Consider the following 12,898-nt stretch of genomic DNA (forward strand, 5'->3'; position numbering starts at 1 on the left):
GGGTGAGATCGGGCGCTTATTAAACGCACTCATCGTCGGCGTTGCAAGGCGAGGCTGGCGGTGATCGCCGGAGTTAGGATACGATGTTCGATAATTATCGAGACGTGGATGAGCGTGACGTGACTGACACGACACTGGTCGATGTCGAGGGATTGCATTTCTCGCGAGGCGAGAATGAGATCTTTCGCGGCGTCGACCTGCGTATACCCAAGGGCAAGATCACTGCGGTCATGGGGCCCAGCGGCACCGGCAAGACCACGCTGCTCAAGTTGATCGGTGGTCAGCTGGTGCCCGATGCGGGGCGCGTATGTATCGATGGGCAGGATGTGCACCGCTTGTCGCGGCGGGCGCTGTTTCGCTTGCGCCGGCGGATGGGCATGCTGTTCCAGAGCGGCGCGCTGTTTTCCGACTTGAACGTGTTCGAGAACGTGGCGTTTCCGCTGCGTGTGCATACCGACCTGCCCGAGGCCATGGTGCGCGACATCGTGCTCATGAAACTGCAGGCAGTCGGCTTGCGTGGCGCGCGCAATCTGTCGCCGGCGGAACTCTCCGGCGGCATGGCCAGGCGTGTGGCGCTCGCCCGTGCGGTGGCGCTCGACCCCGAGCTGGTCCTGTATGACGAGCCGTTCGTGGGGCAGGATCCGATTTCGATGGGCGTGCTGGTGCAGTTGATCAAGACGGTCAACCAGGCGCTGGGTCTGACGGCGGTGATCGTGTCCCACGACATCAAGGAAACGCTTTCCATCGCCGATTACGTGTATATCATCGCCGACGGTCAGGTGATGGCCCACGGCACGCCGCAGACCCTGGACGTCAATCGGGACGCCCGGGTGAAGCAGTTCGTGCATGGCGAGCCCGACGGGCCGGTGCCGTTTCATTATCCGGCTCCCGACTTTCATCGCGATATCCTGGCCACCGGGGGAGGGCGCCCATGATTCACCATATCGTAGCGCTCGGTCGGGGCACGCTGGAGACGGTGAGTGCGCTGGGGCGCGCGGTGATCTTCCTGGTGCAGGCGGCATGGGGAGTACCCTCGCGCGAGGGATGGCATCTCTGGCTGCGGCAAATGCATTTCATCGGCGTCATGTCGCTGGCCATCGTGCTGGTGTCGGGCCTGTTCATCGGCATGGTGCTGGGGCTGCAGGGCTTCACCATCCTGGTCGATTTCGGCGCGGAAGACGCCCTGGGTCAGATGGTGGCGCTGTCGTTGCTGCGTGAACTGGCGCCGGTAGTGGCGGCGCTGCTGTTCGCGGGACGTGCGGGCTCGGCGCTGACCGCCGAGATCGGCCTGATGAAGGCCACCGAGCAGCTGACCAGCATGGAGATGATCGGGGTCGACCCCTTGCGTCGAATCGTGGCGCCACGCCTCTGGGCGGGGTTCGTCTCGATGCCGTTGCTGACCGTGGGGTTCAGCGTGGTCGGCATCTGGGGCGGCTATCTGGTCGGCGTGCAATGGCTGGGCGTGTTCGACGGCTCGTACTGGAGCAACATGCAAAGTAGCGTCGCGTTCGTCGACGACATTCTCAACGGCATGCTCAAGAGTGTGGTGTTTGGTCTCGTGGTCACCTGGATCGCGGTATTTCAGGGCTATGACTTGGTCCCCACGTCGGAAGGCATCTCGCGGGCCACGACCCGCACGGTGGTCTATTCGTCCCTGGCGGTGCTCGGACTGGATTTCGTGCTGACCGCGCTGATGTTTGGAGAACTTGGATGAAGCGCAGCAAGATGATGGAACTCGGCGTGGGACTGTTCGTCCTGGCCGGTATTCTGGGCATGGTGTTTCTCGGCTTGCGAGTCAGCGGCGTCGGGTTCGGCGTGCCGCAGGACACGTTCACGCTGCAGGCGAACTTCGCCAACATCGGCGGTCTCAAATCGGGATCGCGGGTTGCCATGGCGGGCGTGACCGTGGGGCGCGTCAGCGATGTCTCGCTCGATACCGAATGGCTCGATGCCCGAGTGACCATGGAGCTCGACGACTCGCTCGAGGGCAAGATCTCGCGTGACAGCACGGCCTCGATCCTCACCTCGGGTTTGCTGGGCGAGCAATACGTCGGCCTGAGCGTGGGGGGAGACCCTGAGATGCTCGAAGATGGCGACACTATCCGCGATACGCAGCAAGCGCTGGTGCTGGAACAGCTGATCCAGCAGTTCGTGTCGAACATGACGAGCGAATGAGCCAAGAGCCAAGGAGGTTTTCATGATAGCGAAGCAAATCCAATGCCTGCGGGCGAGTCGCCTTGGTGCGCTGCTGCTGATCGGTTTGTGGTGCGTCACGCTGACGGCCCAGGCCCAGCAGGCGCCGCAGCAGTTGATCGAAGACAACGTGGCGGCGCTGATGCAGAAGCTGGAAGGCCGCAAGGATTACTACGCCGAGCACGAGGACGAGCTCGAGTCCCTGGTCGACGAGAGCCTCGACGACGTGGCCGATTTTCGCTATATCGGCGCCAGCGTGATGGGGCGCTATTTCCGCAACGCGACGCCCGAGCAGCGCTCGCGCTTCGTCGAGACGTTCCGTGACACCTTGATCGAGACCTACGCCCGAGGGCTGGTGACGTTCGACTATCGCGAGATTCGCGTGCTCGACGACGACGATGCCGGACGCTACGAGGATCAGGCCAGTGTCGACATGGAAGTGGTCTCCACCAACGGCGAGGTCTATCCCGTGGTCTACACGCTGCATCAGCGCGATGGCGAGTGGCGCGTGATCAATGTCATCGTCAACGGCATCAACCTGGGGCTGACGTTCCGTAACCAGTTCGACCAGGCCATGCGCGACAACAATCGCGATATCGATGCGGTCATCGATGGTTGGGCGCCGGAAGTGGCCACCGACGAACTGGAGCAGGGCGGCAGCGATCAATGAGCGTTCTGCTCGAACGTGAAGGTGCGCGCCTCGAGGTGTGCCAGGAGCGCATTCTGAAGGTCGACGGCGAGGCGGATTTCGACAGCGCCGCATCGCTGGCGGCGAAGGGCACGGAGTGGCTGCAAGGCCTGCCGCATGCCACCGAGGTCGAGTTCGACCTGACCGGCGTGCAGCGTGCCAGCAGTGCCGTGCTCAGTGTCCTGCTCGAATGGTTGCGCACCGCCCAGGCCTGCGAGGTACACATCGTGCAGGTGACGCTTTCGCAGCCGCTGGCGCGCCTGACCGCGATGGCCGGTCTCGACCCGTTGTTGCCCACGGCCGAGACGAGCGTTAGCGCCTGACACCGTCCGGCATCGTCGTTTCCGCCATTGCATGGCAAGCGGGCGTCGCCAACGGCGCCCGTTTTCTTTATCATGCCGGATCAAAATCACGTCTCAATTGTGCTCGCACGTGTCACGTGCGAGCGTCCTGAAACAGGAGCCAGCGCCCTATGCAACCCAGCGACGTCAAGGCCCTACTCGAATCTCGCATCGACGATTGCCAGTTTCACATCCAGGGGGAAGGCTGCAATTTCCAGGTTGTCGCCATCAGCGAGGCTTTTGCCGGTCTGAGTCCCGTCAAGCGGCAGCAACTGATCTACTCGGCACTCTCCGACGAAATTGCCAGCGGCGCTCTGCATGCCATCAGCATCAAGACCTATACTCCCGACCAGTGGGAAACGGCCCCGGAAAACGTGGGCGTCTAAGCGCGGACTTTCATGGACAAACTGATCATTACCGGCAACGGGCCACTCGACGGCGAAGTCTGGGCAAGCGGTGCCAAGAATTCCGCCTTGCCCATTCTGGCGGCGACCCTGCTGGCCGACGAACCCGTGACCATCGGCAACCTGCCGCATCTGCAGGACATTACCACCACGCTCGAACTGCTCGGCCGCATGGGGGTCGAGCCGGTGATGGGCGACAAGATGAGCATCCAGCTCGACGGCTCTCAGGTGACGCACTGTCACGCGCCATACGAGCTGGTCAAGAAGATGCGCGCCTCGATCCTCGTGCTCGGCCCGTTGCTGGCGCATTTCGGCACCGCCGATGTGTCGTTGCCGGGCGGCTGTGCCATCGGCTCGCGTCCTGTCGACCTGCACCTGCGCGGACTCGAGGCCATGGGGGCGGAGATCCATGTCGACGGCGGTTATGTCCAGGCGCGTTGCGCCGGCCGCCTGAAAGGGGCGACGATCTTCTTCGACACCGTGACCGTGACCGGCACCGAGAACCTGCTGATGGCCGCGACGCTGGCCGAGGGCACCACGGTGCTGGAGAACGCGGCCCGCGAGCCGGAAGTGGTGGATCTCGCCGAATGCCTGATCACCATGGGCGCCAGAATTCGGGGACACGGCACGGATACCATCGTGATCGAGGGTGTCCCGCGTCTGCATGGCGGGCATTACGATGTCATGCCCGATCGCATCGAGACCGGTACGTTCCTGGTCGCGGCCGCGGCCAGTGGCGGTCGCGTCAGGGTGCGCAACACGCGTGCCGATACGCTGGAAGCCGTGCTGGCCAAGCTCGACGAGGCGGGCGCCAGGGTCGAAGTCGGCGACGACTGGCTCGAGCTCGACATGCGTGGGCGGCGCCCGCGTGCTGTCAACGCGCGCACGGCGCCTTACCCGGCGTTTCCCACCGACATGCAGGCGCAGTTCGTGGCGCTCAACTGTGTCGCCGAAGGGGCGGGCACCGTCGTCGAGACGATCTTCGAAAATCGCTTCATGCATGTGCAGGAGCTCAATCGCATGGGCGCGCGCATCTCGCTGGAAGGCAATACCGCCGTGATCACCGGTGTCGACCGCCTGTCCGGGGCCCCGGTGATGGCGACCGATCTGCGCGCCTCGGCGAGCCTGGTCGTGGCCGCTCTGGTGGCCGACGGCGAGACGCAGGTGGACCGTATCTACCATATCGATCGCGGGTACGAATGCATCGAGGAAAAATTCCAGTTGCTCGGTGCCAAGATTCGTCGCGTTCCCGGTTGAGCGCCGCGCCCATTCTCGCGTTCCGCCACGTGCGGAACGCCAACGTTCAATAGACGTGCCAACATCATGTCCAAGCAACTGATCCTGGCCCTGTCCAAGGGGCGTATACTGCAAGAAACGTTACCGCTGTTGGCCGATGCGGGCATCGAACCGGCGGAAGATTTCGGCAAGAGCCGAAAGTTGCTGTTCGATACCAACCTGCCCGACGTCAAGCTGGTGGTGATTCGCGCCGTGGACGTGCCGACGTATGTGCAGATGGGCGCCGCCGATGTGGGCGTGGCCGGCAAGGACACGCTGCTCGAGCATGGTGCGGAGGGACTCTATGAGCCCCTGGACCTGGAGATCTCGCGTTGCAAGCTGATGACGGCGGGAATCGTCGGCGCCGAGCCCACCCATGCACGGCGCCGCGTCGCCACCAAGTTCGTCAACGTGGCGCGTCGCTATTATGCCCAGCAGGGCATTCAGGCCGAGGTGATCAAGCTGTACGGCGCCATGGAGCTGGCACCGTTGATGAACCTGGCCGACGAGATCGTGGATATCGTCGACACCGGCAACACCTTGCGCGCCAATGGCATGGAGCCGCGAGAACTGATCGACGAGGTCAGTTCGCGCCTCGTGGTGAACAAGGCGTCGATGACCATGAAGCATGACCGCCTCAAGCCGTTGATCGAACGCTTGGGCCAGGCGGTGGCGTCGCGCCGCGAGACGCAGGCTTGAGAGTGAGGGTATCCGATGAGTGACAATGCCGTGAACGTGGCACGCCTGACCACGACGCAAGACGATTTCGACACGCGCCTGAACGCGCTGTTGGCCTGGGAAGGCGTCTCCGACAAGGAGGTTGCCCAGCGGGTGGAAGAGATTCTCGACGCCGTGCGCACCCGTGGCGATGCTGCCGTGATCGAATACACCAACCGCTTCGACCGTCTGCAGGCCGCCGAGATGAGCGAGTTGACGCTGGGGGCCGAGCGCCTGCGTCACGCCTATGAAGGGTTGCCGGCCGATCAGCGTGAGGCGCTCGCGCATGCCGCCGAGCGCATCCGCGAATACCATCAGCGCCAGAAGCCCGAGTCATGGCAGTATACCGAGGCCGATGGCAGCGTGCTGGGGCAGAAGGTCACGCCGCTGGATCGCGCCGGGATCTACGTGCCGGGGGGCAAGGCAGCCTATCCGTCCTCGGTGTTGATGAATGCGATTCCGGCGCATGTCGCCGGCGTGCGCGAAGTCGTCATGGTCGTGCCGACGCCGGACGGCGTGCTCAATGATCTGGTGCTGGCGGCCGCGCACCTGGCCGGGGTCGACCATGTCTTCACCGTGGGCGGGGCGCAGGCCGTGGCGGCGCTGGCCTATGGTACCGAGAGCATCCCGCGCGTGGACAAGATCGTCGGGCCCGGCAACATCTACGTGGCGACGGCCAAGCGGGCGGTATTCGGCCAGGTCGGTATCGACATGATTGCCGGCCCCTCCGAAATCCTGGTCGTGACCGATGGTCTCACCGATCCCGAATGGTTGGCCATGGACCTGTTTTCCCAGGCCGAACACGACGAAGACGCCCAGGCGATCCTGGTCGGCTGGGAGGCCGCGCATCTCGATGCCGTGGCGTCCGCCATCGAGCGCCTGTTGCCCACCATGGAGCGCGAGGCGATCATTCGCGAGTCCCTGGCGGCACGCGGTGCGTTGATTCAGTGCCGCGATCGCGAGGAAGCGCTGGCGGTGATCAATCGTATCGCGCCGGAGCACCTGGAGCTTTCCGTGGCCGACCCCGAGTCGATGGCGGAAGGCGTGCGCCATGCCGGTGCCATTTTCATGGGGCGTTATACCTCGGAAGCGCTGGGCGACTACTGCGCCGGCCCCAATCATGTCCTGCCGACCTCGGGTACCGCGCGGTTTTCCTCGCCACTGGGGGTCTATGACTTCCAGAAGCGTTCGTCACTGATCCATTGCTCCGCGCAGGGGGCAGCGACGCTGGGGCGCACGGCGTCGGTGCTGGCGCGTGGAGAGTCGTTGACGGCACATGCGCGCTCGGCGGAGAGTCGTCTCGACGAGCGCTAGTCGTCTCCTCGGGCGTCGGGCCGGGCCGACATCCCGGCTTGCGCATCCGCCCCCTCACGGCCCCGTCGGCATATATTGCCGGCGGGGCCGTGTCGTCTCAGGGGTGCCGACGCGTCATTCAGAAGAGGGAGCGGTTGGTTGACGCTGCGCTGCCTGGGGGCGCTCGCCGACCGTCAGCGTCACCTCACGCTTTTCGCCATCGCGCACGATGGTGACGGGGAGCGAGGTGCCGGGCGAGATCTCCGCGATATCGGCCATCGCCTCGCGAGCGTCGACGATGATCTTGCCGTTGACGGACATCAGCACGTCTCCGGGCTGCAGGCCTGCCTTTTCGCCAGGGCCGCCGGGCACGACATTGGCGATGACCACGCCCTTGAGGGTCTTCAGGCCGAAAGAGGTGGCGAGGTCGGGGGTCATCGCCTGGACGTCGATGCCCAGCCAGCCGCGAATGACACGTCCATGCGCGACGATCTGATCGAGTACCTGATGGGCGAGGTTGGCGGGAATCGCGAAGCCGATGCCTTGCGAGCCTCCCGAGCGGGAGAAGATCGCAGTGTTGATGCCCACTAGAGCGCCTTCGGCATTGACCAGGGCGCCACCGGAGTTGCCCGGGTTGATGGCGGCATCGGTTTGAATGAAGTCCTCGTAGGCGTTGAGCCCCAGATGGTTGCGTCCGGTCGCGCTGATGATGCCCATGGTCACGGTCTGTCCCACACCGAAGGGGTTGCCGATGGCCAGGCTGACGTCCCCCACGGCGACCTGCTCCGAGTCGCTGAGCTCGATGACCGGCAGGTTGTCGACGGGAATCTTGAGCACCGCGAGGTCGCTTTCGGGATCGGTGCCGACGACCTCGGCGAGGGTCTCGCGGCCGTCGCGCAGGGCGACCTGTATCTGGTCGGCGTTGCGAATGACGTGGTTGTTCGTGAGGACGTAGCCCTCGGGGCTCACGATGACGCCGGAACCCAGACTGGACAGCATGCGCTGACGTTGCGGCATGTCCTTGCCGAAGAATTGCTCGAAGAACGGGTCGGACATCAGGGGGTGCTCGCTGGGATCGACCATGCGTGACGAGTAGATGTTGACGACGGCCGGGGCGGCCTTGTCCACCGCGGTGGCATAGCTGGCCGGTCCTTGCGCCCGGTCGAGCGGTGCGGCCTCGACGACTTCCGGGGCACGGGCGGCGGTATCGGTGCGTTCGGCAATGGCGCGCACGGCGCTGGTATCGGGGACGGGTGTCACGGTGTCGTCGGCGTTGCGTCCGCCAAGCAGCTGGGGGAAGGCGTTGAGCAGCACGATGGCAAGCAGGATGCCACTGATGGTGGGCCAGACGAGCGACATCAGTGAGCGGCGCATGACGGGTTCCTTGTCGGCGAACGGGCAGTCGCCGCCCCTTGGGGCAGCCGTTACAATGGCGCCGAGTGTAACATTGCATCCGCCAACTGTCTGGAGCCGCGCATGAGTGCTCGACACGACATGATCGCCGCGATCGAAACCGAACTGCGTCCCGGCGCGTTCAAGGACTACACCCTCAATGGGCTTCAGGTGGAGGGGCGCGAGGACGTCACCCGCGTCATGAGTGGCGTGACCGCCTGCCAGGCCCTGCTGGACGAAGCGGTGGCCTGGAACGCCGACCTGCTGCTCGTCCATCACGGCTATTTCTGGAAGAACGAGCCGGTGGAGGTGACCGGGATGAAGCGCCGCCGATTGGCGACATTGCTGGCTCACGATATCAACCTGTTGGCCTACCACCTGCCCCTGGATGCCCATGCGACCCTGGGCAACAACGTGCAACTGGCCAGACGGCTCGACATCACGCCGCAGGGGTGCCTCGATGGCGAGCCGGGGGAGGGGCTGCTGTGGCATGGCACGCTGCCGACGATGGACCACACCGCATTCGCCCGGTTGATCGAATCGCGTCTGGGGAGGTCGCCCCTGGTGATCAACGGCCATTCGCGACCGCTCAAGAGGGTGGCGTGGTGTACCGGTGGCGCCCAGGACATGCTGCCCCGAGCGGCGCAGGCCGGCGTGGACGCCTTCATCTCGGGAGAGATTTCCGAGCGTACCACGCATCTGGCCCGCGAGATGGGCGTGAGCTATTTCGCGGCCGGGCACCATGCGACCGAGCGCGACGGCGTTCGGGCGCTGGGCGACTGGCTGGCCTCGCGCTTTGCGCTCGAGCACCGCTTCGTGGATATCGACAACCCTGCCTGATGTCACCCCGCCGGCCGAAGACGCCAACGGCCGCATGATAGCGGCCGTTTCGGCGATGCATCGGTGTGTCGCTCAGTAGCGGGGCGGTGCCGGTTCTTCGATCTCGCGCCGCTTGTGTGACTCCAGCCCGTAGTTTTCGGCCAGGGTGCCTTGAGCGCCTTCTGCGTAGTCGCGTGGCACCTGGGGAGAGTCGGTGTCGTCGTCGGTGACGGCGTCATCCTGGCCTTGATGCAGGCGCCGCTTCAGCTGCAGATCGTCGACGAGGCGGTCGGCCCCTTGTGCCAGTTGTTGTTCGAGCTCATGGCTCTGACGCTGAATGCTGGTCACCAGGTCGGCGGCCTTGGTGAAGTGATCGTTCAGCGCATCCTTGACTTGGCTGAGCTCCAGTTCTGCTTCAGCCAGGCGTTGGCGGACTTTCTGATTGCGCGCCACGTTGGCGTTCAGCAAATGGTAGCCGAGGGCGCCGACGCCGATGCCCGCCAGAAAGCAAGCGATGGCCAGGATCCAGTCGATGTTGCTCTCGTTCACAATGCTCTCCTTGAATGTCACGGGCATGCGGTGTGCAGTACGAGGGCATACCGAGCCTGGGGCCATTATATCGGTGTCTTGGCGCGACGGGTCAAACCCAAAAAGCGCGACGAGGTGTCGCGCGACGTCATGCAAGAGTGCGCATGGCGCGTATAATGATGGCTTTCATTATTCAGTCGAGGTGTTTTTCGACCCCATGAGTGCCACCATGCCACCGTCCCGGGGCGCGTCGACGCCCCTGGAGAAATACCGTCAGGATCTGCAGCGCGACGACTTTCAATACGACCCCGGTCAGGAAGAAGCGGTCAAGCACCTGCAGCGGCTCTACGATGAGTTGATGCAGGCGCCACGTCAGTCTCCGAGTGCGCCCGCGTCGTCGAGCGGCGGTCTCAAGTCCAAGGTCGCCAAGCTATTCGGCAAGCCGTCGGCGCCTTCCCCGTTCGAAGAGCCGCCGGCAGTGCTGGGGCTGTACTTCTGGGGCGGCGTGGGACGCGGCAAGACGTATCTGGTCGACACCTTCTACGAAACGCTGCCGTTCGCCGACAAGATGCGCACGCACTTCCATCGCTTCATGCAGCGCGTGCACAACGAGCTGACGCACTACAAGGGCGAGAAGAACCCGCTGACGTTGATCGCGGCCAAATTCGCCTCGGAGGCACGCGTCATCTGTCTCGACGAGTTCTTCGTCAAGGACATCACCGATGCGATGATCCTGGCCAACCTGCTGGAGGCCCTGTTCGCACAGGGAGTTGTGCTGGTCACCACATCGAACATCGTGCCCGACGATCTCTACAAGGACGGCCTTCAGCGGGCGCGGTTCATCCCGGCCATCGACCTGCTCAAGCGGCATTGCGAGGTCGTCAACGTCGATTCGGGGGTCGATTACCGCCTGCGTGCCTTGGAGCAGGTCAAGATCTTCTATCATCCGCTGGGCGACGAAGCCGAGCACGCGCTGGAGAAAAGCTTTCGCGCCATCGCCGGTGCCGGGGGGGAGCCCGATGCCGACATCCACGTCAACCATCGCGTCCTGCCCGCGCGCCGCTTGCACGAGGATGTGGTCTGGTTCGAGTTCCGTACCTTGTGCGACGGGCCGCGAAGCCAGAACGACTACATCGAGCTGTCGCGCGAGTTCCATACCGTCTTGCTCTCCAACGTGCCGCAGATGAGCGCTCACTCGGAAGACCAGGCGCGTCGCTTCATCAATCTGGTCGATGAGTTCTACGACCGCGGGGTCAAGCTGTTGCTTTCTGCTGCGGTGGCCATCGAGTCGCTGTATACGCACGGCCAGCTGGAGTTCGAGTTCGAGCGCACGCTGTCGCGTCTCCAGGAGATGCAGTCCAAGGAGTATCTGGCGTTGCCGCACAAGCCGTGATGTCCGAGAAACGCGAAATCAGGCTTAACGGGCGGGCGAACAGCATGTATAATGCGCGCTCGCTCTAACGTTGTGCCGTCTCGCGAGATGGTACAACCAAGAAAAATAGGGATTGGCCGATCGCCATTCGGCGTGACGCCCACACAAGCAATTGGTGATTCACCCATGAAGACGTTCAGTGCTAAGCCGCAGTCCGTCACACGCGACTGGTATGTCGTCGATGCGACTGACAAGACGCTCGGCCGTCTGGCCACCGAAATCGCTCGCCGCTTGCGCGGCAAGCACAAGCCGGAATACACGCCTCACGTCGACACCGGCGACTACATCGTCGTCGTCAACGCCGAGAAGGTTCGTGTCACCGGCAACAAGGCGCAAGCCAAGAATTACTACCGTCATACCGGCTATCCGGGCGGTCTGCGCTCCATGTCCTTCGAGAAGTTGATCGATCACGCGCCCGAGCGCGTCATCGAAAGCGCGGTCAAGGGTATGCTGCCGAAAGGTCCGCTGGGCCGCGCCATGTATTCCAAGCTCAAGGTGTATGCCGGTGCAGAGCACCCGCACGCCGCGCAGCAGCCGCTTGAACTGAACCTCTAAGGGATTCTTCGCCATGACACAGCAGTATTACGGTACCGGGCGCCGCAAGACTTCCACAGCTCGGGTGTTCCTGAAGCCGGGCACTGGCAAAATCTCCGTCAACAGCCGCGAGCTGAACGACTATTTCGGTCGTGTCACCGGCGAGATGGTCGTGCGCCAGCCGCTCGAGCTGACTGAGACCACTGGCCAGTTCGACGTGTACGTCACCGTGACCGGTGGCGGCGGCTCCGCGCAGGCGGGTGCGATTCGTCACGGCATCACGCGTGCTTTGATCGACTACAACGAAGACTTCCGTCGTCCGCTGCGTGACGCGGGCTACGTGACGCGTGACGCGCGTCAGGTCGAGCGCAAGAAGGTCGGTCTGCGCAAGGCGCGTCGTCGTCCGCAGTTCTCCAAGCGTTAAGACGCGACGCTTCGCACCCGCGGGTGCGTGGTACGCAAAGGCCCGGGCCGCTCGCCCGGGCCTTTTTGCGTCGCGTTCCCGATGGGGGCGCTTGTCCGGGAATGCCGCCTTATCTACCATCGCGGCACGCTCGACGAGCAAGAGGGGTGGCATTCGTGTGCCCTATTATCGTGTTATCATTTGGGTTCGAACTGAAGCGAGGAATGTTTCATGGGTGTAGTGGCCAAGCGGTCGTCGATGACCTTCTATTCTGGCAGCGATGATCATTACAGCCATCGCGTGCGTATCGTGCTGGCGGAAAAAGGAGTGGCCGTCGATGTCATCGAAATCAACGATGACAACCATCCCGACGAGCTTGCCGACCTCAACCCCTACAACAGCACGCCGACCCTGCTGGATCGCGACCTGGTGCTCTATGAATCCAAGGTGATGATGGAGTACCTCGACGAGCGCTTCCCGCATCCGCCGCTGTTGCCGGTGTATCCCGTGGCGCGTGCGCAAAGCCGCCTGTGGATGCATCGTATCGAACGCGAGTGGTGTCCGCTGGTCGAAACCATTCAGCAGGGCAGCAAGAAGGATGCCGAGAAGGCGCGCAAGGAGCTGCGCGAGAGCATCGCCGGCATCTCGCCGATCTTCGAAGACATGCCCTTTTTCATGAGTGAAGAGTTTTCGTTGGTCGATTGCTGCATCGCGCCGATTCTCTGGCGCCTGCCGGCGTTGGGCGTGGAGCTGCCGGAAAAGCAGGTCAAGCCGCTGATGAATTACATGGAACGCCTCTTCAGTCGTGATGCCTTCAAGGCTTCTCTGCTGGAGGCGGAGAAGGAAATGCGCACCTGATGTTGCGTCGCGGCGCTGACT

Annotated in this window: 16 protein-coding genes; 14 read left to right on the forward strand and 2 right to left on the reverse strand. The window is 63.6% G+C overall.

What is annotated here, in order from left to right; translation table 11 throughout:
* Nucleotides 1-119 precede the first annotated feature (119 nt).
* From ABGX75_RS10365 to hisD, 9 genes are all read left to right on the forward strand, one after another.
* Complete coding sequence (locus ABGX75_RS10365; protein ID WP_035412331.1) at nucleotides 120-935, forward strand: ATP-binding cassette domain-containing protein; 816 nt, start codon at nucleotides 120-122, stop codon at nucleotides 933-935.
* Nucleotides 932-1,714 carry a lipid asymmetry maintenance ABC transporter permease subunit MlaE gene (mlaE, locus tag ABGX75_RS10370; protein WP_011507516.1) on the forward strand — a complete coding sequence of 261 codons (783 nt, stop codon included), beginning with the start codon at nucleotides 932-934 and terminating at the stop codon, nucleotides 1,712-1,714. The genes ABGX75_RS10365 and mlaE overlap by 4 nt, the downstream gene beginning before the upstream one ends.
* Nucleotides 1,711-2,175 (forward strand): outer membrane lipid asymmetry maintenance protein MlaD, encoded by a 465-nt coding sequence (mlaD, locus tag ABGX75_RS10375; RefSeq protein ID WP_011507515.1) that lies wholly within the window; start codon nucleotides 1,711-1,713, stop codon nucleotides 2,173-2,175. The genes mlaE and mlaD overlap by 4 nt, the downstream gene beginning before the upstream one ends.
* A 22-nt stretch (nucleotides 2,176-2,197) precedes the next feature.
* Nucleotides 2,198-2,863, forward strand: coding sequence for an ABC transporter substrate-binding protein (locus ABGX75_RS10380; RefSeq protein WP_035412040.1), 666 nt, complete (start codon nucleotides 2,198-2,200; stop codon nucleotides 2,861-2,863).
* Nucleotides 2,860-3,204, forward strand: coding sequence for an STAS domain-containing protein (locus tag ABGX75_RS10385; RefSeq protein ID WP_110061243.1), 345 nt, complete (start codon nucleotides 2,860-2,862; stop codon nucleotides 3,202-3,204). Before ABGX75_RS10380 ends, ABGX75_RS10385 begins: the two co-directional genes overlap by 4 nt.
* Before the next feature lie 149 nt (nucleotides 3,205-3,353).
* Nucleotides 3,354-3,608, forward strand: coding sequence for a BolA family protein (locus tag ABGX75_RS10390; RefSeq protein WP_011507512.1), 255 nt, complete (start codon nucleotides 3,354-3,356; stop codon nucleotides 3,606-3,608).
* A gap of 12 nt (nucleotides 3,609-3,620) precedes the next feature.
* On the forward strand, nucleotides 3,621-4,883 hold the full coding sequence (gene murA, locus ABGX75_RS10395; protein ID WP_347411323.1) for a UDP-N-acetylglucosamine 1-carboxyvinyltransferase: 1,263 nt from the start codon (nucleotides 3,621-3,623) through the stop codon (nucleotides 4,881-4,883).
* A gap of 66 nt (nucleotides 4,884-4,949) precedes the next feature.
* Nucleotides 4,950-5,600 (forward strand): ATP phosphoribosyltransferase, encoded by a 651-nt coding sequence (gene hisG / locus ABGX75_RS10400; RefSeq protein ID WP_011507510.1) that lies wholly within the window; start codon nucleotides 4,950-4,952, stop codon nucleotides 5,598-5,600.
* Nucleotides 5,601-5,615: 15 nt separating this feature from the next.
* The gene (gene hisD, locus ABGX75_RS10405; protein WP_011507509.1) at nucleotides 5,616-6,932 is read left to right on the forward strand and encodes a histidinol dehydrogenase; all 1,317 of its coding nucleotides are present in this window, start codon (nucleotides 5,616-5,618) and stop codon (nucleotides 6,930-6,932) included.
* Nucleotides 6,933-7,046: 114 nt separating this feature from the next.
* On the opposite strand, the gene ABGX75_RS10410 is transcribed toward hisD, so the two are convergent.
* The gene (locus ABGX75_RS10410) at nucleotides 7,047-8,285 is read right to left on the reverse strand and encodes a Do family serine endopeptidase (RefSeq protein ID WP_011507508.1); all 1,239 of its coding nucleotides are present in this window, start codon (nucleotides 8,283-8,285) and stop codon (nucleotides 7,047-7,049) included.
* Between the two features lie 102 nt (nucleotides 8,286-8,387).
* Between ABGX75_RS10410 and ABGX75_RS10415 the strand changes: the two genes are divergently transcribed.
* Nucleotides 8,388-9,143, forward strand: coding sequence for a Nif3-like dinuclear metal center hexameric protein (locus tag ABGX75_RS10415; RefSeq protein ID WP_287124627.1), 756 nt, complete (start codon nucleotides 8,388-8,390; stop codon nucleotides 9,141-9,143).
* 72 nt (nucleotides 9,144-9,215) lie between these two features.
* Here ABGX75_RS10415 and ABGX75_RS10420 read toward each other — a convergent pair whose 3' ends face one another.
* On the reverse strand, nucleotides 9,216-9,671 hold the full coding sequence (locus ABGX75_RS10420) for a DUF1043 family protein (protein WP_347411324.1): 456 nt from the start codon (nucleotides 9,669-9,671) through the stop codon (nucleotides 9,216-9,218).
* A gap of 208 nt (nucleotides 9,672-9,879) precedes the next feature.
* On the opposite strand from ABGX75_RS10420, the gene zapE reads away from it, so the two are divergent.
* The 4 genes from zapE to sspA all read left to right on the forward strand — a co-directional run bounded on the left by zapE (nucleotide 9,880) and on the right by sspA (nucleotide 12,877).
* Complete coding sequence (gene zapE / locus ABGX75_RS10425; protein WP_240673365.1) at nucleotides 9,880-11,043, forward strand: cell division protein ZapE; 1,164 nt, start codon at nucleotides 9,880-9,882, stop codon at nucleotides 11,041-11,043.
* A gap of 165 nt (nucleotides 11,044-11,208) precedes the next feature.
* Nucleotides 11,209-11,637 (forward strand): 50S ribosomal protein L13, encoded by a 429-nt coding sequence (gene rplM / locus ABGX75_RS10430; RefSeq protein ID WP_011507504.1) that lies wholly within the window; start codon nucleotides 11,209-11,211, stop codon nucleotides 11,635-11,637.
* A 13-nt stretch (nucleotides 11,638-11,650) separates the two neighbouring features.
* Nucleotides 11,651-12,040, forward strand: a complete 390-nt coding sequence (gene rpsI, locus ABGX75_RS10435; protein WP_011507503.1) for a 30S ribosomal protein S9 — start codon at nucleotides 11,651-11,653, stop codon at nucleotides 12,038-12,040.
* A 210-nt stretch (nucleotides 12,041-12,250) separates the two neighbouring features.
* Nucleotides 12,251-12,877, forward strand: coding sequence for a stringent starvation protein SspA (gene sspA, locus ABGX75_RS10440; protein WP_011507502.1), 627 nt, complete (start codon nucleotides 12,251-12,253; stop codon nucleotides 12,875-12,877).
* Nucleotides 12,878-12,898 lie beyond the last annotated feature (21 nt).

Origin of the sequence: Chromohalobacter sp. (assembly GCF_039830575.1) — a bacterium.
GTDB classification, from domain to species: Bacteria; Pseudomonadota; Gammaproteobacteria; order Pseudomonadales; family Halomonadaceae; genus Chromohalobacter; species Chromohalobacter israelensis.